The sequence below is a fragment of the Agrobacterium sp. DSM 25558 genome (assembly GCF_900100825.1).
GTDB lineage: Bacteria > Pseudomonadota > Alphaproteobacteria > Rhizobiales > Rhizobiaceae > Agrobacterium.
Genome location: NZ_FMUD01000032.1, coordinates 36873 through 59615, shown reverse-complemented (window position 1 = coordinate 59615; position 22743 = coordinate 36873). Strand labels below are relative to the sequence as shown.

Genomic DNA, 22743 nt, shown 5'->3' with positions numbered 1-22743 from the left:
TGAACTGCCTGTACTCCAGTGCTTTCCCGCAGGATACGCGCAGACATCGAAGCGGGCTTTGGAAATGTCGATACCAACAACGGTAAGTTCCTGTATCATGGCCTTGCTCCCAGTCTTGTGGTGCGGGCGAAAGCCCGATCAACCGTTCGGGGTCAAAGGGAGCAGGCAGGGCCTTGCTTGATGTCGGCTCTTTCAAACCGGTGCGGAAATACGGCCTCCTGCCTGCATTGACCGGGATGCGCGTCCCGGTCAATGCAACAAGTAAACCACATTTCGTCCACACAAGTGCGGGGTGACGGTGGGTGTCGCCGACCACTACCACCGAAAAAGTTTGGCCTCCACCCTCTCCCGTGGTACTGCATCCGCAAAATTGCCTCCTGAAAAGGACCGGCTCTCAAACCACACAAACATATCCGCCTGAATGCACTCCAGTGCTGCGTGGCGGTGCGAGTGCGCGATGCAAGACAAGACCTATTCTCCCATTCACGTCATCGGCGGTGGCCTGGCCGGTTCCGAGGCCGCTTGGCAGATTGCCCAAGCTGGCATTCCCGTCATTTTGCATGAGATGCGCGGCGTGCGCGGCACGGATGCGCATCAGGGCGAATCGCTGGCAGAACTCGTTTGTTCAAACTCCTTCCGATCCGACGACGCAACGGCCAATGCCGTTGGCGTCATCCATGCGGAGATGCGGCTTGCGGGTTCGCTGATCATGGCCTGTGCCGACAAGCACAAGGTGCCAGCCGGTAGCGCGCTTGCCGTGGACCGCGATGGCTTTGCCGAGGCAGTGACGGCTGAACTCGAAGCGCATCCGCTGGTAACAATTGTTCGCGAGGAAATTTCCGGTCTGCCGCCGAAGGAGTGGGACAATACGATCATCGCGACGGGACCGCTGACCTCTCCCGCTCTTGCTGCATCCATTCAGGCCGAGACCGGCGAGGATGCGCTGGCCTTTTTCGACGCCATAGCCCCCATCGTCCACCGTGACAGCATCAATATGGATATCTGCTGGTACCAGTCACGCTACGACAAGGTCGGCCCGGGTGGAAACGGCAAGGACTACATCAACTGCCCGCTGGACCAGGAGCAGTACAACGCCTTCATCGATTCACTTGTCGCGGGTGATACGGTGGGCTTCAAGGAGTGGGAAGGCACGCCTTACTTCGACGGCTGTCTGCCTATCGAGATCATGGCGGAGCGCGGGCGCCAAACGTTGCGCCATGGCCCGATGAAGCCCATGGGCCTGACCAATTCCCACAACCCCACAGTCAAGGCCTATGCCGTAGTCCAGCTTCGGCAGGACAATGCGCTCGGCACGCTCTACAATATGGTCGGGTTCCAGACGAAGCTGAAATACGGAACACAGGCGGATATTTTCCGCATGATTCCGGGATTGGAAAATGCCGAATTTGCCCGACTCGGTGGCCTGCACCGCAATACCTATATCGATTCGCCACGCCTGCTGGATCCGTCTCTGAGACTGAAATCGCGCCCATCCGTGCGGTTTGCCGGCCAGATCACCGGCTGCGAAGGTTATGTTGAAAGCGCATCGATCGGTCTTCTGACCGGGCGTTTTGCCAGTGCGGAGCGCAAGGGCGAGCCGGTCAGCCTGCCGCCTGCCACAACGGCGCTGGGCGCACTGCTGAGCCACATCACCGGCGGCCACTTGTCCACCGACGAAGAACCGGGCAAGCGGTCTTTCCAGCCAATGAACGTCAATTTTGGATTATTCCCCGATCTGGAACCCGGCTCCATCGTCAAACCGGAAGGCGTCAAGCGCTTCCGAGGCAAAGACAAGACCATCATGAAACGCCAGTTGATGGCCGTGCGCGCGCTGACGGATTGCGCCGCTTGGCTCGGCGTTCCTGCGCCCGTCTTCGCTCAGGTAGAGGCAGATGGCGACGGCGTCGAATCGGGCGTTTCGGCTGCCTGAGGAGCGGGCGCTTCTGGTTCGACTTCGGCGGCTTCCAGATAGCTGCCGAGCAGCCATAGCGAGACTTCTGCGGCTTCTCCCACCGTTTTGAAGCGGTAAGCGCCGCTGTATTTTGGTGTGTCTATAAAGGTCACCACGAAGCCGTCGCCGGTCTCCAGATGCTCCACCTGAATGCGCTCCGGGTCGAGCAGCATACAGGCATGATGTTTGCCCATATTGCGCATGAACCCGGCTTTGTTGTCGTGCAAACGCACGAACACGGCATTGCCATCAATGGTCATGTGCAAGCTGCGGATGGCTTCGGTCGGAAAGGCCCGTGCAAAATCAAGGATCGCCTGCCCCGTATCGTGACGATCGTCGTCGTCGGGATCCCGCCTCATGCGCAACAGGTAGTAACCAAGCATGCCGACAGGAAAGAGAATGACGATCCAGATTGCAGGGTTCATAGACGTCGCTCCGTGCGGCTGTTCTTGATGGGACGTGACATTCTCATAAGTGCCGGTTCTTAACCACCAAGCCTTGCGCGAATATTGAGCCTGTCAAAACCGTTGCAGGAATGAGGATTTCCCAAGCAGCCATTGTCGGCGAAGCTGGGAGAGTTGGATATCCTGCTCAAACAGACCAGCCCCTGCGCGCCTCGCATCTCCAATCACGCGGCCGGCCAGAGACACCGGAATAAACGCCGGGAAAACGGCTCTCGGTATGCCTGCCTGCCGGGCGTTCTTCAAATGATCCAGCGCATGCACACAGAATATCTCGATGGCAACAGCGATACGCGCTGTATCCTTGCCTTCCAGAAAACTCTCCCGGTCCAGACCGGCGGCGACGAGCATATCGAGTGGAATATAAACCTGCCCACGCCGCCTATGCAGCGGCATCAACAGCAGCATACCGGCCATTGCCTGCGCAACACCTGCATGGCCCGCGGCTGACGCGCTGGTCACCGCGTCTGCGGGAGACAGCACGATGCTGGCGAGTTGGATCAGCGCCGACGCCGTTTCCCCGGCATAGCCTTCCAAAGCATTGCGGTCTTCAAAGACGTCATCGTAAAGGTCGAAAATCCGCGCCTCGATCATATCGATCAAAGTCTTGCGCGGAAGATTATGTGTGTCGATCGCGTTTAAAAGCGCCGCAGCAACGGGATTTGCCAGACTTTCGCCATGGGGCGTGCCTTCGAGAAGATCACGCCACCACTGCATCCGGACTTCACCGGGAAGCGCCTCGCGAACCAGATCACGGATTCGGGCGATTTCGGCGTTGAACGCGTAAAGTGCCGCGAGTGCCGGGCGTTTGTCTTCCGGCGAAAGAAGGCATGCGAGATAGCGATCGCGATCCAGATCACGCAACATGGTCAGGCACGTATCCTTGTCCGCCATCCGTTCCGCCATGAATATTCGCTCTTTCAGCCTTCGACGGCAATCAGTGCTGCCGCAACGGCGCGGGATTCCGAAAGCATGATGTTGTAGGTCCGCACTGCCGCACCGGTGCTCATCGAATCGGCTGAAATACCGGCTTCTTTCAAAGCTGCTCTCAGCTCTTTGGGAATAACGCGCATGGAATCGCCAGTACCGATCAACAGGAACTCGATGTCACCGGCTTGATCGAGAACCTTGGAGATGTCTTCGACTGCCAGCTTTGCTGCGTCGTCAACGCTCCAGCCGTGAATGCCGGAGGGCAGACAAAGAAGCGACCCGCGATGCGACATGTCGGCAAAACGAAATCCGTAATTGCCATAGGCATCGATGGGTGCCCGGCCAGGAAAATGGGCCGGGCGTATTTCTATACCACTTGCCATCAGACGGCGGGCTTGCCGCCGATAGCCTCACGCTTGGCGTCGGCCTTATCGTCTTCGGCATCATTGCCACCTGGACGCAGCTTGAAGGCGATCAGCACTGGCGCTGCGATGTAGACCGACGAGAAGACGCCGATACCAACACCGAACAGCATGGCGAAGGTGAAGGAACGAATGACCTCTCCACCGAACAGGTAGAGCGACAGCAGCGCCAGCATAACCGTCAGACCCGTGAGGATCGTGCGCGACAGCGTCTGGTTCAGCGAAACGTCAATGATCATCGACAGCGGCATCTTTTTGTAACGCCGCAGGTTCTCACGAATACGGTCATAGATGACGACTGTATCGTTCAACGAATAGCCGATGATCGTCAGGATCGCCGCGATACTGGTGAGGTTGAACTCTATGCCGAGGAAGACGAACAGGCCGATGGTGAACACCACGTCGTGGACCATGGAAATGATCGCACCCAGCGCGAACTGCCATTCGAACCGGATCCAGATGTAGCCCATAATGGCAACCATGGCCAGAACGATACCAATGGTGGAGGTGAATGTCAGATCACCGGAAACGGCGGGGCCGACCACTTCCACGCGGCGGAAATCGTACTTGTCCTCGAGCTCGCCACGTACCAGCGTAATGGCAGACTGTTCGGCATTCTCGCCGCCTTCCTGCGCCTGAATGCGGATCAACACATCCTGTGGTGTTCCGAAGCCCTGAGCCTGGATTTCGCCGAGATTAAGCTGGCTCAAACGGTCACGGATATCGGCAATATCGGCGTCGCCCTGCTTTGCCTTCACTTCGATGACGGAACCGCCCTGGAAGTCGATGCCGAGGTTCAGACCCTTGGTGACGAAACCGCCGATACATCCCAGCATCACCACACCGGTGAAGATGAACACGTAGCGACGATACCGCATGAAGGGGAAGTCTTTACCGTCGAATATGGCGGTGCGGATACCATTCGGAAGATGCTTCGGACGGCTGCGGCGAACCCACATGCCAAACAGCCAGGCTGTCAGCGTGTAAGCCGTGAAGACGGTGGTGACGATACCGACGGCAAGCGTTACTGCAAAGCCCTTGACCGGGCCGGTGCCCATATAGAACAGAACGCTGGCGACGATCAACGTCGTCAGGTTGGCGTCGATGATTGTGGCAAAGGCGCGGGTGAAGCCGTTCTCCAGCGATGAGATCAACGGTTTCCCGCTCCTCACCTCTTCACGTATGCGCTCATAGATCAGAACGTTGGAGTCCACCGCCATACCGATCGTCAACACGATACCGGCAATACCCGGCAATGTCAGCGTCGATCCGATGATACTGAGCACAGCCAGCAGCATGACGATGTTGACGATCAGTGCGATGTTCGCCAGCAGGCCGAAGAAGCCGTAGAAAACGAACATGAAGATCACGACGCCGATGGCACCGATGGCGCTGGCCATCAGACCGGCATTGATCGAGTCGCTGCCAAGGCTTGGGCCGACTGTGCGCTCTTCGACAACGGTCAACGTGGCAGGAAGCGCACCGGCACGCAGCAGGACAGCGAGGTCGTTCGCGCCCTGAACGGAGAAGTTACCGGAAATCTGTCCGGAACCACCGATGATTGGCTCACGAATGACCGGCGCGGAGATGACCTGATTGTCGAGAATGATGGCGAAAGGCTTGCCGACATTCTGCTGTGTCGCCTGCGCAAAACGCTGCGCGCCACGGCTATCGAAACGGAAAGTGACAACGGGTTCGTTGTTTTGCTGGTTAAAGCTTGCCTGCGAATCGACGAGGTTGTCGCCGGAAACGAGCGCACGGCGTTCCACCAGATAAGGAACCGGTGGATCGTCCTGCGAATAGAGAACTTCGGACGTTGCCGGTGGGCGACCATTCAGCGCTTCCTGCACCGGCATGGACGTATCGACCATGCGGAAGGACAGTTTCGCGGTCTGGTTCAAAAGCGACTTCAGACGCTGCGGGTCCTGCAAACCTGGAACCTGCACGATGATGCGGTCCGAACCCTGACGCTGGATCAAGGGCTCGGTGGTGCCGACTTCATCGACACGGCGACGAACGACTTCGATGGACTGCGAGACGGCAGAAGACAGGCGATAGTTGATGCCGTCATCCGTCAGGTTGAGACGGAGCAGGTTGTCGCCCGCATCGCTCATGGTCACTTCGGTGATGGAGGTGCCAACCAGAGTACCGGACGAAACCGGCAGCGTCAGATCGCGAAGTGCCGTCTTTGCAGCCTCGTACTGAGCAGGATCGGTAATGCGGACCTGAACCTGCTGGCCATTGCCTGCTAGGCCCGAATATTTGATGTTGGCATCACGCAGCTGGGTGCGCACGTCGCCCACGATCGTTTCGAGACGTTCCTTTACGATATCGGAACGCTCGATCTTGAGCATGATGTGGGAACCGCCCTGAAGGTCGAGACCTAGCGTTACCTTATTATCCTTATACCAGTTCGGCATGCCTTCCAGCTGCTTGTCGGTAAACAGGTTTGGAGAAGCGATAACGACGCTTATAAGCACGGCAAGCCAGATAAAGGCTGTTTTCCAGCGGGAAAAATGAAGCATTTAGGTCTCGGTCAGGGTTGGGTGTCAGAACCCAGGCTGCGTTTGCCGCAACCTGCTTTTTATTGTGGACGCGGCTATTACTTAGCGGCTGCCGGGGCTTCGGTCTTCACCGGCTCACCCTTGACGCGCACTTCTGCAATATAGGTGCGCGATGCACGAACCTTGACGCCATCGGCGATTTCGACTTCCAGCTCAGTGTCGTCGATGACCTTGGTCACCTTGCCAACGATGCCGCCGCCAAGAACGACCTGGTCGCCACGGCGAATGGCCGTCAGCGTTTCCTGACGCTTCTTCAACTGCGCGCGCTGCGGACGGATCAGGAAGAAGTACCAGACCACCATCAACGGGGCGAACAGGAACAGCATCTCGAGGCCAGACCCGAATGCAGACGGTGTGCCCGTCGCGTCCTGGGCAAAAGCTTGGCTGATAAACATAAAAAACTCCTCAGATTTCGGGCGCAGTCTTAGCCACTGGCCGGCTTTCAAGCCGCCGGAATATAGTTGCGCTTCCTTAGAATGCAACAGACAGACGCCGTGCGCCGTACCGTTTCCACGCCTCATAACCTTTCAAGGCAACAAACACCATGCTAACCCGCAGAAAATCTAGTTTTATGCCGCATGACGCGCGCCACGGATTGTTTGCAGGAGACTTTACGATGTCGTCGGAAGAAACGAATACACTTCTGCTCACCGAAGTAAGACGTCTGGCCGATGCTTTGGAGCGACTGGCTGGCCCGCCGCCTGCCGTAAACGATTGGAATAGCGCCGATTGTTTTGTCTGGGTGCCCGCCAATTCCTGGCTTCAGCCCGTCGCCCGTCCCAACCGCATCGCGCTACAGCTCATTCGCGGTGTCGATCATGTCCGCGACATTCTCCACGAAAACACGGCGCGTTTTGCCGAAGGCTTTGCGGCCAATAACGTGCTGTTGTGGGGTGCGCGCGGCATGGGCAAGTCATCGCTGGTCAAAGCCGTTCACGAAGACGTGCGAGCATCGAGTGGTGTTTCGCTGAAGCTCGTGGAAGTCCACCGCGAAGACATCCACACCCTCCCTGCCCTCATGGACATCATGAAGTCTTCGGATCATCGCATCATCGTCTTTTGCGACGACCTGTCCTTTGACCATGATGATACGGCCTACAAGTCACTCAAGGCTGCGCTGGATGGTGGCATCGAGGGACGTCCTGACAATGTCCTGTTCTACGCCACATCCAACCGTCGCCATCTGTTGCCGCGCCACATGATGGAGAACGAGCAGTCCACCGCCATCAATCCATCCGAGGCGGTCGAGGAAAAGGTCTCGCTATCGGATCGTTTCGGTCTGTGGCTTGGCTTCCACAAATGCAGCCAGGAAGACTATCTGACGATGATCGACGGTTATGCCGACTATTTCGACCTCGGCCTTGCGCGTGAAACACTTCATCATGAGGCTTTAGCATGGGCTACAACCCGTGGTGGCCGGTCTGGCCGTGTAGCATGGCAGTATATTCAGGATATTGCGGGAAAAATGCGTAAAACGATCAAAAGCTGAGATCAGCGGCAGACGTTCTTCTTTCAGTAAACAATAAAAACCCCAAATGGTTGAAAATATTCAGCTATAATGATCGTTCTTGTTTGTAAAACAATTTGAATTTCCTGTTCGGAGCCGGAACAAACCGATAATCCGCTCGTTTCTGCCGCAGACGCGTAATAGCGTTGTGTAACAGGAGAGCGAAATGACTGATCAGACCGTGTATACAGCATCCCAAACAGGCATTCGTGCTCCTGTATTGAGAGAATCGAATACGAATATTTCTTGGGGCAGCATATTTGCCGGCGTCGCAATCGCGCTGGCCTTGCACCTCATCCTCAACCTTCTCGGCCTTGCGATCGGCGCTGGCGTCATCGACCCCGCGCAGAATGATACGCCGACTGCGACATCGCTCTCCATTGGCTCCATCGTATGGATGATCGTCAGCGGCCTCATCGCAGCCTTCGTCGGCGCTTACGTTGCAAGCCGTCTCTCTGGCCGCGCCGCTCGTACCACTGGCGCACTGCATGGTTTGACATCTTGGGCCGTAACAACGCTGGTCGTATTTTATCTGCTCACCACATCCGTTGGCGCGCTTGTCGGCGGTGCTTTCTCCGGCGTAACAAGCGTGTTCTCTGGTGCAGGCTCGACCATCGCAACTGCCGCGACCACAGCTGCACCATCGCTGGCAACAGCTTCCGATCCTGTTTCGTCCATCGAACAGAGCATTCGTCAAGCAAGCGGCGGCAACGATCCGCAGGCTCTGCGTGATGCGGCAGTCAGCGCTGTCCGCGCTGCATTGACGGGCGATCAGGCTCAGGCCGAAGATGCACGCAACCGTGCTGCCGACGCTCTGGCCCGTGCTCAGGGTATCCCTGTCGATCAGGCCCGCCAGCAGGTTACCAACTATGAAAACCAGTACAAGCAGGCCGTCGAGCAGGCCAAGGTTCGCGCAACTGAAGCCGCACAGGCAACAGCGACTGCTGTCTCCGCAGGCTCCTATGTCGCATTTGGCGCATTGTTGCTTGGTGCTGTCGCAGCTCTCTTCGGTGGCAATATCGGTGCTGCCCACACCCAGAGACGCCGTGATACAGTTATCGAATAATCGGTAACATCGTTCTAAAAGAAATGCCCGCGGATGACGCGGGCATTTTTGTTTGGGCAGTTTGCAAAAGGTTAGAACTTCGGAAACTCAAGCTTGCTCGTATCGTAACCGAGTTCTTTCGCTTTCTTCACCATCACTGCCAACTTGCTCTTGGACGGCACGCTGCGTGCATAGATCCAGAGATTTTTCATGTCGGGATTTGCGCTGATGAACCAGCTGCGGTCTGGCGACTTGTACAGAACCCAGTAATTGAAGGTGATCAGTAGCGGATAGCGGACCCTGAGCTTGGCTTTGGTCGTTTTCGAGTCGGTCAAAGTGCCGATACCCTCGATAGTCTTGAGCTTCCCTTGCGGAGAACCCTCGCGACAGCCATCCTGTACCAGAACCTGATTGGGGGCATTACCGGGCTTGTAGACCGTGAAGCCCGCCACGCAACCATCTGTCAGCCACATGGGTGTTCTGCCAATTTCCAGCCATTTACCTTGATAATGCGAACGATCGGTTTGCGCTACGGCTGGTTCTGCCTTGGCTTCGCCAACGAGAGAAACACTAAGGCAAGAAAATGCTACGGCAGCGGTAAGGGATTGAATGATACTGTTCATCGCGAGCTCCACGGGGTCAGGATTCGAAGACAATGCCATAGGCGTATCGCGGTTGCACCCGACATCATCAATCCACCGTGACCTGCTGGCTCAAACACGCCCGTCTGGATATTCAGCGGGGCCCTTGATTTCCAGCATGTTGCCGAATGGGTCGTATATATAGAAAGAGTGCCCCATGCCACGCGCGCCTCCATGCATCGCCTCACGATGAATGGCAACGCCTTGGCTTTCCAGATGTGCGCGCAGCGCATCATGCTCGAAAGGCCCGGTTGCGATGCAGATATGGTCGACATTTCGCCCGCCTGCTACAGGCGGTGCCGCCTTTTGCCCGCCGGGATGCGTTATGTCCCACAGCACAATGAGCGAAGCCCCGCACCATACCTGTTCCATGCCAAGCGCCGGATAAGTGTAGCCGGGGCGGCAGCCCATCACCTCATGATAAAAACGCAGCGCCTTGTCCATATCGTCCACCAACAGAACGACGTGATCAATCCCGACTAGGGAAAATGGTATGCTTGATGTCACTGATATCTCCTCCAAGATGTCAGACGTACAATCGCGTTATGGTGCGCAGGGTCAACTGCGAAACTCAATCGATAAATAACGAAGCGCTGGCATTTACGCGCAATGCATCCAGCAATCGCGCACATAGGACATGACTTTGGCTGTCGGAATCGATGTCGATTTTTCGGAGATTAAGACGGCTTACCTCCCCCGCTATGAAGCCGTTGAACGCAAGCGCCCTTTTCACAAACTTCTCGATAAGGAACTGGCTGTCACTGTCGCGGGATGAATATCCACTTTCCGATTTGATTCTGCGCTCGATGAGGTCATCGGATGCGACCAGCCAGACCGCCTGCACATCGCTCGACAAAAGTGGGGCGATCCTAGCGGGTAGCAAGGCCGAGCCCTCCATCACAAGACCGGAATCATTTTCTATCAATGGCAAAACATGTGCTGCCCACATCGAATCATAGTGGTGGAGGACCGATTGCATCAGAGCATCCACCTCAAGATCGCGATAATGCTCAACCACATGCGGCGGCGGCATGTCAGGCACATCCCGCCATGGACGTCCGGGATGTCTGGCGAGACTATCGGTGGACAGGAAACGCCAACCCAGCTGTGTGGCGATGGTTTCGGCCAGTGTCGATTTGCCGGCATGCGACGTGCCGCCAATCAAAACAATCCGCACAACCAATCACTCCTCCACATTCGAACTGCGCATGATCCAGAAACGGAACAGCGACCAGCATTCGTGTGCGAAGTACGATAAAAATGGGGAGTTTTTTAGGAGAAGTGGTACGCCCTAGGGGAGTCGAACCCCTCTTTTCAGAATGAAAATCTGACGTCCTAACCGATAGACGAAGGGCGCGTACACTTGTGGTGTGGCGCTCTTATAGTCAGAGGTTTTCGATACCGCAAGCGGGAAAGTGCGCCTTTTGACAAAAAAATGACGGACTGTCTCGCAGCCCTTGGAAAACAAGGATTATCCATTCAAAACAGAGGCTTATTTTTTCCGGCAACGCCGTTTCGTGCGCTTGGAATTCTTTAATTCTCGGTCGGTCGACCAGTAATCATGTCCAAGCAACGGCGTTTCATGACGCCGAGACTGCTTGTTCACAGCCTTGCGCGCCAGCAATTTTAAAGGTCGCGTTATAAAGGACGCCGGTACCGCTTATGGTAGTTTCCATCGATAAAAAATAAGCCTGACGCGCCGAATTCGACATCTTGGATTGAAATTCCATGGTCAAAAGACGATGTAATCCCCTTCTCGCCATCGAATTGCTTTCTTTCGACGCAGATTTCTAATTAAGAATTATCGAGACTACGGAAGGTTGACCATGCAATCAGAGAAACGACAGATAATGCCGACACTTCGACGGTCTCTGATTGCGAAAATTTTTCTAGTTTCATTTTTAAGCGTCCACGTTCCGCTGATTGCCTTGATCATTCATCTGCTGAGCGGTTTCGACACCGGGCCCGTGCCTGTGTTCTCCTTGATATTGGGTGCAACGCTTATCGGCACCGCCATTTGTCTATTCGCCATCTGGCGCTTCATCCGTCCGCTGCACCATCTGGCCGAAGCGCTGATGAAATATCCGCAGGATAAAAGCGTTCTGAAACTTCCCTCCGGCGGTGCCGATGAAATCGCCATCGTTACCGATGCGGCTAAATCCATGCTTTGGCAGGTGGAAGAGCTTACCAAGAAGCTCAAGCATCAAGCCACGACGGATTTTCTGACCGGCCTTGGCAATCGTCGTTGGCTAACGGAACAGTTGCCGGCTGCGCAATCTCAAGCCGAGCGGGCGAATGAACCTCTGTCTCTCGTCCTGTTCGATCTGGACCGGTTCAAGCAGATCAACGATGATTACGGTCACGATGTCGGCGACAATGTCTTGATGATCGTGGGCGAGATCGTGAAGGATTCCCTCAGACCCTATGATCTTGCATCGCGTATCGGCGGAGAGGAGTTCTGCATCCTGTTGCCGCGCACCTCCGGCGAAGATGCTATCAACATTGCCGAACGCCTGCGCGTCGCTTTCGAGACCAGCTATCTCGATCCTCTGCCCAAAGGCCGCATCACCTGCAGTTTCGGCGTGGTGCAAGCCGCGACCGATGAACGTTTACAGCAATTGCTGCGCAGAGCAGATACCGCGCTCTACAGAGCCAAGGACGCGGGACGCAACACGGTGATCGGCGTATTTGCAGATAAAAGCATCTAGAACAGCTGGCGACATTCGTCCCGATGGCATTAGAAACCGTTTCAGAACTGCGTGATCCGCTTGCCTTTCACGCATTCTTGCCGCTATTAGCCAAAGCCATCGACAATTTTGACCAGATGGCAGACACCTCATGTCCCTTCCAGATAAAGCTTTTCCCGTTTCATGGGATCAATTTCACCGTGATGCCCGCGCCCTTGCATGGCGCTTGGCAGGCTTGGACCAGGAGTTCAGCGCCATCGTTTGCATCACGCGCGGCGGCCTCGTGCCAGCGGCTATTATTTCGCGCGAACTGAATATCCGCCTCATCGATACCGTCTGCATCGCCACGCGCCATGATTACGTCAACCAGGGCGACACGATGCTTCTCAAGGGCATTTCTCCCGAGTTGATGGAAAAAGATGGCGAAGGCATCCTCGTTATCGATGACCTGACGGACACGGGCAAAACCGCCATCGAAGTGCGCGAAATGTTGCCCAAGGCACATTTTGCCTGCGTCTATGCCAAGCCAAAGGGCGTACCAACGGTCGATACGTTCATTACAGAAGTCAGCCAGGATACGTGGATCTATTTCCCATGGGATCTGGGCTTCACCTATCAGGAGCCAATCGCGAAAGGCTCCCGCGGATAAACTCACAAATGACGGCTCTCGCGGCCGTCATTTTTTGTTTCGGCTGGCGACGACAATCGCCACTCCACCGGCAATCCGAATGTGGTGCGAAAACCCACCTCGCCTGCGGGCGTGACGCGCAAAGCCCGCGTTTCCGATATGCGGGCAACCCAGCCCAGCGCGGTGAAGCGGTCGAGCAGCTCCGCGCCCAGCTTTCCAGCCAGATGCATCCGCCGTTCGCTCCAGTCCAGACAGGCCCGGCAAAGCGGCCGTTTCGACGCATTGTCGGGTTTGAGGTCGACGCCGAAGTCACAGAAGAACTTTTGGCCCTCCTCCGTTACCAACGCGGCACCGTCTGACAAGGCGACGTAGGACTTCTCACACAGAGCGTCCGCAACGTTCACTGCGAGTTTTCCCGCCATGTGGTCGTAACAGGTTCGGGCCGTTCTTAGCGCCTCATCTTTCGGGCCGACAGGACGGTAACGTTTGGGGCCGGCCGATGCGACAGCCATCAGCGCATCGATAGCCTGCGCCACCTCTTGCGATGCCAGACGGTAATAACGATGCCGCCCCTGTTTTTCGAGCGTCACTAATTGCGCGTCTGCCAGTCGGGACAGATGGCCGCTCGTGGTTTGCGCGGTCACACCCGCGTGGCGCGCCAATTCGCCCGCCGTCAGGGCTTGCCCGCCCATCAGTGCCGAGAGCATATTGGCGCGGGCTGCGTCGCCCAGGAGGCTGGCAACTTCGGCGATTGCACTACCGGAAGCAAAATTTGTCATGACGCCAACATAACAGCGCGGTTTCGCTTTGTCAGTCACACACATTTCGGTCACGGCCGAAGCATCTTTGCCGCTTTTGCGGCTACCACCGTTCGTAGACACCTGCGAGCCCAAGGACCGAACATGCCCGCCGACAAAAACATGACAAGAGAATTCGCCCTTCTTCTCACCCTCGCCACACTGTGGGGTGCGGCCTACACCTTTATAAAACTGGGCGTCGCCACCATACCGCCAATCACGTTGATTGCGGCAAGAACGCTGCTCGCTGCGACTGTGCTGCTGATTGTCCTGCGCATTCGCGGTCTGCGCTTGCCACGCGACCCTGCCATATGGCGACGCTTTTTCATTCAGGCCTGTCTCAACACCGCCGTTCCCTTCACGTTGATTGCCTGGGCAGAAACCACCACGGATGCCGGGCTTGCTGTCATCCTCAACTCCACCACGCCGGTCTTTGCCTTTTTGCTGACGGCGCTTCTCGTTCGTCATGAACCCGTCAATGGTCGCAAGATCTTCGGGATTGCTGCTGGCTTCAGCGGCATCGTGTTTATCGTCGGCGTGCAGGCGTTCAATGGCGTGGGCAAGGAACTTCTGGCGCAGCTCGCGGTCGTCGCGGCCAGCGTGTGTTACGCGGGTGCCGTCATTTTCGGCAAAAACTTCAAAGGCCTCGACCCCATGATGCCGGCAGCGGGCTCGCTGTTGTGCGGGGCGATCATGCTGGCACCGCTCAGCCTCGTAATCGACCAGCCCTGGACGCTATCGCCATCGACGTCTTCGCTTTTTGCTCTCCTGGCGCTTTCTGTGTTTTCCACCGCCTTGGCATTCGTCATCTATTTTCGACTCATCCACACGCTTGGTTCGGTGGGCACCACGGCACAAGCCTATCTGCGCGTACCGATCGGGGTCGGCATAGGCGTCATATTTCTTGGAGAAAGCCTGTCTTCGACGGTTTGGGTTGGTCTCGTCCTCGTCGTCGGCGGCGTCTTTGCCATGACACTTCCGACGAAACAACCAGCGGCGGCATGAGCGATACGCACCTGGCCACCACCCAAAGCTTGCTATTATCATCGGTAATCGTGTTGTAGGAATGTGTAAAACTTGGGGTGTCGCCTTTTTGCCGCACCTCTGAAAACCGCGCAAAACCGGCCTTCCGTTACGTAAGGGAAATCCGGCACTAAATTTATCCCGCCACTCAAGTGCCTGATTTTTATAGCGGGTTTTTCTTTCCCCGTTTTCCACAGCCCCTGCACACAATATCTGGTAGTTAACAAACCCTTTCAAACTAGGCCTTGACGGAATCACCACATTTTTCCAAGGTGTATTCATGTTGCGGCGGCAACAGAATCGGGTGTCTCATCTCAGGTTCTTTTCAGTTCCAGTTCACGCGTTTGCCTGCGTTTCAACCATGAGGGGGTGGAGCGTAAAGGCCTGTTTGTGAACTGGATTTTCCGCCAAAAACATAATGCGGGATATATGGCGACAAAAGGCTGTTAATACTATATATAGTATTGAACAGTATCATTGCAGCCGAAATCACCACGAGATACAGGGATCGCATCTGCGGATGACCATCCCACCTAGATCGGCGAAAACCGGCGGCGCGTACGAGGCGCGACGCGGGAGAGAATTTTTGCGCCCTGTTCACGGGTGCCACGAAACGAGGACCATAAAATGCGCATTGAACGTCGCTTTACCAAGCCCGGCCAGTCTCCTTATGCGGAGATCGAATTCCGCAAGGGTATCAGCGAGATCAAGAACCCGGATGGCTCCATCGTTTTCCGCCTAGCGGATATCGACGTTCCCGCGCAGTTCTCTCAGGTCGCGACCGACGTTCTGGCGCAGAAATATTTCCGCAAGGCCGGTGTGCCTAAAATTCTGAAGAAGGTTGAGGAAAACGACGTTCCTTCCTTCCTGTGGCGTTCCGTTGCCGATGAAAAGGCAATGAAGGACATTCCCGAAGACGAACGTTACGGCTCTGAAATTGATGCCCGTCAGGTGTTCTCGCGTCTTGCCGGTACCTGGGCTTACTGGGGCTGGAAGGGCAAATATTTCTCCACCGAAGAAGACGCCCTCGCCTTCCGTGACGAGCTTGCCTATATGCTGGCCACCCAGCGCGTTGCGCCGAACTCTCCACAGTGGTTCAACACCGGCCTGCATTGGGCCTATGGCATCGATGGTCCTGGCCAGGGCCACTTCTATGTCGACCCCTTCACCGGCAAGCTGACCAAGTCCAAGTCCTCCTACGAACACCCGCAGCCGCATGCCTGCTTCATCCAGTCCGTCGAAGACGATCTGGTCAATGAAGGCGGCATCATGGACCTGTGGGTGCGTGAGGCACGCCTGTTCAAATACGGCTCCGGCACCGGCTCCAACTTCTCCTACCTGCGCGGCGAAGGCGAAAAGCTGTCCGGTGGTGGACGCTCAAGCGGCCTCATGAGCTTCCTCAAGATCGGTGACCGCGCAGCCGGTGCCATCAAGTCCGGCGGCACCACCCGCCGTGCGGCCAAGATGGTTGTCGTCGATGCCGATCACCCGGATATCGAAGCCTATATCGACTGGAAGGTAAACGAAGAGCAGAAGGTTGCCGCTCTCGTTACCGGTTCCAAGATCGTCGCCAAGCACCTCAAGGCCATCATGAAGGCCTGCGTCAATTGCGAAGCCGGCTCTGAAGCTACTCGGGGCGATTGCTTCGACCCTGCCAAGAACCCTGCCCTGAAGCGCGAAATTCGCGCTGCCAAGAAGGACATGGTTCCGGAAAACTACGTCAAGCGCGTCATCCAGTTCGCCCAGCAGGGCTACAAGGACATCGATTTCAAGACCTACGACACCGATTGGGATTCGGAAGCCTACCTTACGGTTTCAGGCCAGAACTCCAACAACTCCGTGTCTTTGAAGGACGACTTCCTGCGCGCCGTCGAGAATGATGGCGACTGGAACCTCACCGCCCGCAAGGACGGCAAGGTCATGAAGACACTAAAGGCCCGCGATCTCTGGGAAAAGATTTCCCACGCCGCATGGGCATCGGCTGACCCAGGCCTGCACTTCAACACCACCATGAACGACTGGCACACATCGCCAGCCGCTGGCCCAATCCGCGCATCCAACCCTTGCTCGGAATACATGTTCCTAGATGACACGGCCTGCAACCTTGCTTCGCTGAACCTGCTTCAGTTCAAGGACGCCAAGACCAAGACCATCGACATTGCCGATTACGAACACGCCGTTCGCCTGTGGACCGTCGTTCTCGAAGTCTCGGTCATGATGGCGCAGTTCCCATCCAAGGAAATTGCCGAACGCTCCTACGAATACCGCACGCTTGGTCTCGGCTACGCCAATATCGGCGGTTTCCTGATGTCGTCTGGCATCCCTTACGATAGCGATGAAGGCCGTGCGATTGCCGGTGCCTTGACCGCCATCATGACGGGCGTTTCCTACGCAACATCTGCCGAAATGGCTGGCGAACTCGGTCCCTTCCCGGGCTTTGCACCGAACCGCGACAGCATGCTGCGCGTCATCCGCAACCACCGCCGCGCCGCTCAGGGCCTGGCCTATGGTTATGAGGGCCTGTCGGTCAACCCGGTTGCGCTCATCCATGCCGATTGCACGGACCCGGACCTGATCACCCACGCGGTTGCCGCATGGGACAAGGCTCTGGAACTCGGCGAGAAGCACGGCTACCGCAACGCCCAGACCACCGTTATCGCGCCGACAGGCACGATCGGCCTCGTCATGGATTGCGACACGACCGGCATCGAGCCTGACTTCGCGCTGGTGAAGTTCAAGAAGCTGGCCGGTGGCGGTTACTTCAAGATCATCAACCGCGCCGTTCCAGAATCCCTGCGTTCGCTCGGTTACTCGGAAAGCCAGATCGCCGAAATCGAAGCTTACGCTGTCGGCCACGGCAACCTGAATCAGGCACCTGCCGTCAACGCGTCTACGCTGCGCGCCAAGGGCTTCACCGATGAGAAGATCGAAGCCGTCAACGGCGCGCTGAAGGCTGCCTTCGACATCAAGTTCGTCTTCAATCAGTGGACACTCGGTGCCGACTTCCTCAAGGACACCCTGAAGGTCTCCGACGAGCAGCTCTCCGATATGAGCTTCAACCTGCTGGAGCATCTCGGCTTCTCCAGAAAGGACATCGAAGCGGCCAACGTGCACGTTTGCGGCGCGATGACGCTGGAAGGCGCACCGTTCCTCAAGGACGAGCATCTGCCTGTGTTCGATTGCGCCAACCCATGCGGCAAGATCGGCAAGCGTTACCTCTCGGTCGAAAGCCACATCCGCATGATGGCGGCAGCGCAGCCCTTCATTTCGGGTGCGATTTCCAAGACCATCAACATGCCGAACGATGCAACGGTCGAAGATTGCGGCGCAGCCTACATGCTGTCCTGGAAGCTGGCGCTGAAGGCCAACGCTCTCTACCGCGATGGTTCCAAGCTGTCCCAGCCGCTCAACGCTTCGCTGGTCGAAGACGATGAGGACGAAGATGCACTGGAAGATCTGATCGCCCAGCCACAGGCGGCCCAGGCCGTGACGCTGACTGAAAAGATCATCGAACGCGTCGTGGAGCGCGTGGTTTCCCGCGAGCGTGAAAAACTGCCGAACCGCCGTCAGGGCTATACCCAGAAGGCAGCTGTGGGTGGACACAAGGTCTATCTGCGCACCGGCGAATTCGGTGACGGTCGCATCGGCGAAATCTTCATCGACATGCACAAGGAAGGCGCTGCTTTCCGTGCGATGATGAACAACTTTGCCATCGCCATTTCGCTTGGCCTGCAATATGGCGTGCCGCTGGAAGAATATGTGGAGGCCTTCACCTTCACCAAGTTCGAACCGGCCGGCATGGTCATCGGCAACGATGCCATCAAGAACGCCACCTCGATCCTCGACTACGTCTTCCGCGAACTCGCCGTCTCCTACCTCGGTCGTCACGATCTGGCCCATGTGGATACGTCGGACTTCTCGCAGACGGCACTCGGCAAGGGCATCGAAGAAGGCAAGACCAACCTCGTTTCCACCGGCTGGACCCGCGGTTACAAGCCAACTCTGGTGTCCAACACAAGCAGCGAACGCGCCAACTCGTCCGAACCAAAGGGTTCGGCAACCGCCGCCCCTGCCCGTGCTTCCGGCAATGTAACGTCGATCTCCGGCAACACGGTCCGCAAGCTGGAACCAGCCATCGCCGCCTCACCTTCAGAAGTCATCGCCTTCAAGCGTGACTATGAGGAACGCGCTAAGGAACTGGCAGAGGAAATCGCCGAAGAGAGCCTCGTCACCGAATCCGAACAGGCCGCCACCGCCCTCTTCTCCGACAAAGCCGCCGCAGACGCAGCATCGGCCAAGACGGAAGCCAAGAAGAAAGAAGCCGAACGCCGCGTACGCTCGATTGCTCAGGGCTATACCGGCAACATGTGCGGCGAGTGCCAGAACTTCACGATGGTTCGGAATGGGACTTGTGAGAAGTGCGACACTTGTGGTGCGACGAGCGGTTGCAGCTGATTGCTTTTCTTGCTTGTGTGAATGGGTTCGAAACAAATGTCACTGGGGCGGCTATTAGGGGCCAGATTGCTCCCTAAGGAATGTCACGTTCTCTCGAACGCAGAGACAGCGAACTGTTTAAAGATACGATACGCTATATTTTCCAGACACTTAGGTGTCTGGAAAATCCGTAACGGTATCGCATCCGCGCAAGAAATGCGTAGAGAGGCATTTGCTGTGGATCATCCGCCCAGGTCGCATGACTTGGTCATCGACAGCAGCTTCGGCGAATTGGCAGTCGCCGCTTTCAAGACGGCTTCTGCGACAAGCTCCCCGCGCGTCGCCCGACGTTTACGTCGACCTATCAGGCGACATCGAAGCAAACCACCTTCCCATCCTTCATTTTGAAGATGTGCTTCACCGTCTTGTCCTTAAGCTCGTGCTCTTGTTCACCCTCGAGCGGACGACCTTCGAGATCGTATACGCGCTGCTCGACTTTAACGACGACGTCGCCGGACTGCGCTAACGAAAAGGCTTTCGGCGTCACCACGGGGCTGACCACGGCCCACTGCCGCGTCCAGTAGGACCTGACCGCTTCGCACCCTTGCTCGTGGCCGCCTTCCATGGCGTTGGCCCAAGCAACATCCTCGTGGAGAGCGTTCAGCACTCCGTCAATGTCGCGTGCGTTAAAGCAGACGTAGAGCTGCTCGATGGTTCGGATGTCGTCTTCAAGCATGTCGTTTACCTCGCTGTGCCTTCTTAAGGACATTTACGAGCACAAACCCGCTCGACTCCAAAATACATATGTGCATATATAAATTTGGTCAAGACGAGTGAAGGATGAAAAATTGGACGGACAGGTACTCAAGACGCCGGGCCATCTCGTCAGCCTAGCGGCACGCGCGTTCGCACGACTCAATGAAGCATGCCTTGGGCCTCTGGGTTTCGGTGTGGGTCACCTTCCTGTCCTTGTTGCTTTGGAAAACGGCGTTGCCAGCACACAGCGGGACCTTGCAAGGTTCGCGAAGGTCGAGCAGCCGCCAATGGCGCAGATGCTGGCGAGGATGGAGCGCGACGGCCTGATCACCAGAACGCGCGATCCTTTGGATGGGCGCAGTAGCCGGATCGTTCTGACGCCTGCAGCACGGGAGCGACTGCCGCAGGCCTCGGCGTCGCTTTTCGAAGGTAATCGTGAAGCCATGGCAGGTTTCTCGGAAGAGGAGCAGCGAAAACTGGTGGAACTTCTTAGTCGGCTGATCGACAACCTAGATCGGCTCTCGTGTGCTGAACCCGACGCCGGCGTTACCGATATCGATATCGATATCGACGAATAGAAGATTTGGACATTAAGTTCTGAATTTCAAAGCAAGCCTTTGAAAATCGTTGCCCTGTGTGCAGGTGCAAGGCACCTGCCTTATCTCTCCCACGAGGAGGAGAACACAAGTTTTAGAATCTTGAGCAAAGCTGAGTGTTAAAAATCGCGAGTAAGGGGTGAGCGACGTCTCCGCATTGCGGTTGGGCTCACCTGAATGATATATTCGCCAAAACTATTATATTGTTACCCCTCCCCACAGGGGAGAGGTAGGTAGCGGCTACGGGGGATACCCGGATGCCCCAATCACCCCTTAGCCAGCGCCTGTTCCAGATCTGCAATAATATCCTTCACATCCTCGATGCCGATGGAGAGGCGCACGACATCCGGGCCGGCACCTGCGGCGGTCTGCTGCTCTGGCGTCAGTTGCGCATGGGTGGTGGATGCCGGGTGGATGACGAGGGAGCGGGTGTCGCCGATATTGGCGACGTGTGAGAACAGTTGCAGGCCTTCGACAAGCGCCTTGCCCACCTCATATCCACCCTTCACGCCGAAAGTGAAGACGGAGCCTGCGCCTTTGGGTGAGTAGCGCTGTTGTAGCGCGTGATTCTCGCTGTCTTCAAGGCCGGCATAGTTGACCCAGCTGACTTTCGGATGCGCTTTCAGCCACTTGGCGACGGCAAGTGCGTTATCGGAATGGCGCTGGACACGCAACGGCAGCGTTTCAATACCGGTGAGGATGAGGAAGGCGTTGAAGGGCGCAATGGAGGGACCGAGGTCACGCAAGCCGAGAACCCGTGTTGCGATTGCAAAGGCGAAATTGCCGAATGTCTGGTGCAGCACGACGCCGGAATATTCGGGCCGTGGCTTTGATAGTGCCGGAAATTTTTCGCTGGCCGACCAATCGAAGGTTCCGCCATCGACAATGATGCCGCCCATGGAGTTGCCGTGACCGCCGAGGAATTTGGTCAAGGAGTGCACGACGATATCGGCACCATGCTCGATAGGCCGTATCAGGTACGGGCTTGCCATGGTGTTATCGACAATCAAGGGAATGCCGTGCTGGTGGGCGACCTGCGCAATCGCTGCGATATCCACGAAGGTACCGCCCGGATTGGCGAGGCTTTCGATGAAGATGGCCTTCGTGCGGTCATCGATCTGGCTTTCGAAGCTGGCTGTATCTGTCGCATCTGCCCAGCGCACCTGCCAGCCAAAGTTCTGGAAGGAGTGGCCGAACTGATTGATGGAGCCGCCATAAAGCTGGCGGGCCGCGACGAAGTTATCGCCTGATTGCAACAGCGTGTGAAACACCAAAAGCTGCGCCGCATGCCCTGAAGCCACCGCCAAGGCCGCCGTTCCACCTTCGAGCGCAGCAACGCGCTCCTCCAGAACGGCCTGGGTGGGATTCATGATGCGTGTATAGATGTTGCCGAATTCCTTCAGACCAAACAGCGCCGCGGCGTGATCGGAATCACGAAATTCGTAGGCCGTTGTCTGATAGATGGGCGTTGCGCGCGCGCCGGTCGTTGGATCGGGCTCGGCACCGGCGTGAATTGCAAGGGTTGAAAAACCCGGATTAGTCTCTGACATGTGTCCCTCCAATGTATTCTTACCTGCCCTGAGAGCAGAGGGATGATAGCGTCCTCAAGGCGAAAGGTAAGTGCAACTTGTGCTAACTATGATGCGATATTGAGACGCGGATACTCAATTGCCGGGCATCGATCCATAACCATTTCTATCCCATAGGCCTCAGCCTTTGCGGCTGCGTCATCATGGCGAACGGACAACTGTCCCCAGATAACCTTGGGCCGTGGGGACAAAAGAATGACTTCGTCAACAATCGCAGGCAGATATTCCGCCGCTCGAAACACATCGACCATGTCGATCGGCTCGGGAATATCAGCCAGTTTGGCGTAGACTGGCCTCCCCAGAATTTCCTTACCCTCCTGCCCCGGATTGACGGGAAAAACCGAGTACCCCTTGGACAGTAGAAACTTCATGACGCCGTGGCTCGGCCTTGCTGGATTTGGCGATGCGCCCAGCAACGCGATCGTCTTAATCTCGCTCAGAATACGGCGAATGTGGTCGTCGTCATAGGCGTCGTGGTTCATGGTTGTTCTCCCTCATGGCGTCCGTTTCAGATATTGTCAGGCAATATCGTGACGGAGAAAAGCGTTTTCTAGACGTCCCGCAACTTCACGGAATTTGGCACAACTATAATGTTTGCGCTAACTACAACCACAATCCGCAATCGTACTTTATTTGTACCGCAAACGTTCACAGGCATTTTAGAAACTACTCATAGTTACATTAGAGAAATATGTTTCATATTGAAACTGTT

Annotated in this window: 20 protein-coding genes and 1 tRNA gene; 8 read left to right on the top strand and 13 right to left on the bottom strand. The window is 56.5% G+C overall.

Annotated features, from left to right (window positions below):
* The first annotated feature begins 457 nt into the window (after positions 1-457).
* A complete protein-coding gene (gene trmFO / locus DSM25558_RS21935; RefSeq protein WP_077106801.1) occupies positions 458-1930 on the top strand; it encodes a methylenetetrahydrofolate--tRNA-(uracil(54)-C(5))-methyltransferase (FADH(2)-oxidizing) TrmFO in 1473 nt (490 codons plus the stop codon).
* Here trmFO and DSM25558_RS21930 read toward each other — a convergent pair.
* The 5 genes from DSM25558_RS21930 to yajC all read right to left on the bottom strand — a co-directional run bounded on the left by DSM25558_RS21930 (position 1879) and on the right by yajC (position 6723).
* Positions 1879-2376, bottom strand: a complete 498-nt coding sequence (locus tag DSM25558_RS21930) for a hypothetical protein (RefSeq protein ID WP_077106800.1) — start codon at positions 2374-2376, stop codon at positions 1879-1881. The two genes, trmFO and DSM25558_RS21930, sit on opposite strands and share 52 nt — an antisense overlap.
* 93 nt (positions 2377-2469) lie before the next feature.
* Positions 2470-3318 (bottom strand): phytoene/squalene synthase family protein, encoded by an 849-nt coding sequence (locus DSM25558_RS21925; protein WP_077106799.1) that lies wholly within the window; start codon positions 3316-3318, stop codon positions 2470-2472.
* A gap of 14 nt (positions 3319-3332) precedes the next feature.
* Positions 3333-3725: an Mth938-like domain-containing protein gene (locus DSM25558_RS21920; RefSeq protein WP_077106798.1), complete on the bottom strand. Its 393-nt coding sequence runs from the start codon at positions 3723-3725 to the stop codon at positions 3333-3335.
* Positions 3725-6289, bottom strand: a complete 2565-nt coding sequence (gene secDF, locus DSM25558_RS21915; protein WP_077106797.1) for a protein translocase subunit SecDF — start codon at positions 6287-6289, stop codon at positions 3725-3727. The genes DSM25558_RS21920 and secDF overlap by 1 nt, the downstream gene beginning before the upstream one ends.
* A gap of 77 nt (positions 6290-6366) precedes the next feature.
* On the bottom strand, positions 6367-6723 hold the full coding sequence (gene yajC / locus DSM25558_RS21910) for a preprotein translocase subunit YajC (RefSeq protein ID WP_077106806.1): 357 nt from the start codon (positions 6721-6723) through the stop codon (positions 6367-6369).
* Between the two features lie 221 nt (positions 6724-6944).
* On the opposite strand from yajC, the gene DSM25558_RS21905 reads away from it, so the two are divergent.
* Together DSM25558_RS21905 and DSM25558_RS21900 are read left to right on the top strand one after the other, a co-directional pair.
* Positions 6945-7817 (top strand): ATP-binding protein, encoded by an 873-nt coding sequence (locus DSM25558_RS21905; RefSeq protein ID WP_077106796.1) that lies wholly within the window; start codon positions 6945-6947, stop codon positions 7815-7817.
* Positions 7818-8001: 184 nt separating this feature from the next.
* Positions 8002-8901, top strand: a complete 900-nt coding sequence (locus tag DSM25558_RS21900) for a TIGR04086 family membrane protein (RefSeq protein WP_077106795.1) — start codon at positions 8002-8004, stop codon at positions 8899-8901.
* A gap of 71 nt (positions 8902-8972) precedes the next feature.
* On the opposite strand, the gene DSM25558_RS21895 is transcribed toward DSM25558_RS21900, so the two are convergent.
* From DSM25558_RS21895 to DSM25558_RS21880, 4 genes are all read right to left on the bottom strand, one after another.
* Entirely contained in the window at positions 8973-9503 is a 531-nt protein-coding gene (locus DSM25558_RS21895; protein WP_077106794.1) for a lipocalin family protein, read from the bottom strand.
* A 90-nt stretch (positions 9504-9593) separates the two neighbouring features.
* Positions 9594-10028, bottom strand: coding sequence for a VOC family protein (locus tag DSM25558_RS21890; protein WP_077106793.1), 435 nt, complete (start codon positions 10026-10028; stop codon positions 9594-9596).
* 64 nt (positions 10029-10092) lie between these two features.
* Entirely contained in the window at positions 10093-10698 is a 606-nt protein-coding gene (locus DSM25558_RS21885) for a nucleoside/nucleotide kinase family protein (RefSeq protein ID WP_159442515.1), read from the bottom strand.
* Between the two features lie 105 nt (positions 10699-10803).
* A tRNA-Glu gene (locus tag DSM25558_RS21880) sits at positions 10804-10878 on the bottom strand.
* A gap of 571 nt (positions 10879-11449) precedes the next feature.
* Here DSM25558_RS21880 and DSM25558_RS21875 point away from each other — a divergent pair.
* Together DSM25558_RS21875 and gpt are read left to right on the top strand one after the other, a co-directional pair.
* Positions 11450-12229, top strand: a complete 780-nt coding sequence (locus DSM25558_RS21875; protein WP_159442514.1) for a GGDEF domain-containing protein — start codon at positions 11450-11452, stop codon at positions 12227-12229.
* 130 nt (positions 12230-12359) lie between these two features.
* The gene (gene gpt, locus DSM25558_RS21870; RefSeq protein ID WP_077106790.1) at positions 12360-12857 is read left to right on the top strand and encodes a xanthine phosphoribosyltransferase; all 498 of its coding nucleotides are present in this window, start codon (positions 12360-12362) and stop codon (positions 12855-12857) included.
* 2 nt (positions 12858-12859) lie between these two features.
* On the opposite strand, the gene DSM25558_RS21865 is transcribed toward gpt, so the two are convergent.
* Positions 12860-13615, bottom strand: coding sequence for an ArsR/SmtB family transcription factor (locus DSM25558_RS21865; protein WP_077106805.1), 756 nt, complete (start codon positions 13613-13615; stop codon positions 12860-12862).
* Between the two features lie 123 nt (positions 13616-13738).
* On the opposite strand from DSM25558_RS21865, the gene DSM25558_RS21860 reads away from it, so the two are divergent.
* Together DSM25558_RS21860 and DSM25558_RS21855 are read left to right on the top strand one after the other, a co-directional pair.
* Positions 13739-14638, top strand: a complete 900-nt coding sequence (locus tag DSM25558_RS21860) for a DMT family transporter (protein WP_077106789.1) — start codon at positions 13739-13741, stop codon at positions 14636-14638.
* Positions 14639-15283: 645 nt separating this feature from the next.
* Complete coding sequence (locus DSM25558_RS21855) at positions 15284-19111, top strand: vitamin B12-dependent ribonucleotide reductase (protein ID WP_083716610.1); 3828 nt, start codon at positions 15284-15286, stop codon at positions 19109-19111.
* A 343-nt stretch (positions 19112-19454) separates the two neighbouring features.
* On the opposite strand, the gene DSM25558_RS21850 is transcribed toward DSM25558_RS21855, so the two are convergent.
* Entirely contained in the window at positions 19455-19826 is a 372-nt protein-coding gene (locus DSM25558_RS21850) for a nuclear transport factor 2 family protein (RefSeq protein WP_077106787.1), read from the bottom strand.
* A 112-nt stretch (positions 19827-19938) separates the two neighbouring features.
* Between DSM25558_RS21850 and DSM25558_RS21845 the strand changes: the two genes are divergently transcribed.
* A complete protein-coding gene (locus DSM25558_RS21845; RefSeq protein ID WP_077106804.1) occupies positions 19939-20424 on the top strand; it encodes a MarR family winged helix-turn-helix transcriptional regulator in 486 nt (161 codons plus the stop codon).
* A 284-nt stretch (positions 20425-20708) separates the two neighbouring features.
* On the opposite strand, the gene DSM25558_RS21840 is transcribed toward DSM25558_RS21845, so the two are convergent.
* Both DSM25558_RS21840 and DSM25558_RS21835 read right to left on the bottom strand, forming a co-directional pair.
* Positions 20709-21992 (bottom strand): O-acetylhomoserine aminocarboxypropyltransferase, encoded by a 1284-nt coding sequence (locus DSM25558_RS21840; protein WP_077106786.1) that lies wholly within the window; start codon positions 21990-21992, stop codon positions 20709-20711.
* Between the two features lie 86 nt (positions 21993-22078).
* Positions 22079-22513, bottom strand: coding sequence for a CoA-binding protein (locus tag DSM25558_RS21835; RefSeq protein WP_077106785.1), 435 nt, complete (start codon positions 22511-22513; stop codon positions 22079-22081).
* Positions 22514-22743: the final 230 nt, after the last annotated feature.

Coding starts and splice junctions, on each gene's coding strand:
- DSM25558_RS21905 (WP_077106796.1), top strand. CDS start 6,945: ATGTCGTCGGAAGAAACGAATACACTTCTGCTCACCGAAGTAAGACGT.
- DSM25558_RS21860 (WP_077106789.1), top strand. CDS start 13,739: ATGCCCGCCGACAAAAACATGACAAGAGAATTCGCCCTTCTTCTCACC.
- yajC (WP_077106806.1), bottom strand. CDS start 6,723: ATGTTTATCAGCCAAGCTTTTGCCCAGGACGCGACGGGCACACCGTCT.
- DSM25558_RS21865 (WP_077106805.1), bottom strand. CDS start 13,615: ATGACAAATTTTGCTTCCGGTAGTGCAATCGCCGAAGTTGCCAGCCTC.
- DSM25558_RS21930 (WP_077106800.1), bottom strand. CDS start 2,376: ATGAACCCTGCAATCTGGATCGTCATTCTCTTTCCTGTCGGCATGCTT.
- trmFO (WP_077106801.1), top strand. CDS start 458: ATGCAAGACAAGACCTATTCTCCCATTCACGTCATCGGCGGTGGCCTG.
- DSM25558_RS21900 (WP_077106795.1), top strand. CDS start 8,002: ATGACTGATCAGACCGTGTATACAGCATCCCAAACAGGCATTCGTGCT.
- DSM25558_RS21850 (WP_077106787.1), bottom strand. CDS start 19,826: ATGCTTGAAGACGACATCCGAACCATCGAGCAGCTCTACGTCTGCTTT.
- DSM25558_RS21920 (WP_077106798.1), bottom strand. CDS start 3,725: ATGGCAAGTGGTATAGAAATACGCCCGGCCCATTTTCCTGGCCGGGCA.
- DSM25558_RS21835 (WP_077106785.1), bottom strand. CDS start 22,513: ATGAACCACGACGCCTATGACGACGACCACATTCGCCGTATTCTGAGC.
- DSM25558_RS21925 (WP_077106799.1), bottom strand. CDS start 3,318: ATGGCGGAACGGATGGCGGACAAGGATACGTGCCTGACCATGTTGCGT.
- DSM25558_RS21855 (WP_083716610.1), top strand. CDS start 15,284: ATGCGCATTGAACGTCGCTTTACCAAGCCCGGCCAGTCTCCTTATGCG.
- DSM25558_RS21895 (WP_077106794.1), bottom strand. CDS start 9,503: ATGAACAGTATCATTCAATCCCTTACCGCTGCCGTAGCATTTTCTTGC.
- gpt (WP_077106790.1), top strand. CDS start 12,360: ATGTCCCTTCCAGATAAAGCTTTTCCCGTTTCATGGGATCAATTTCAC.
- secDF (WP_077106797.1), bottom strand. CDS start 6,289: ATGCTTCATTTTTCCCGCTGGAAAACAGCCTTTATCTGGCTTGCCGTG.
- DSM25558_RS21840 (WP_077106786.1), bottom strand. CDS start 21,992: ATGTCAGAGACTAATCCGGGTTTTTCAACCCTTGCAATTCACGCCGGT.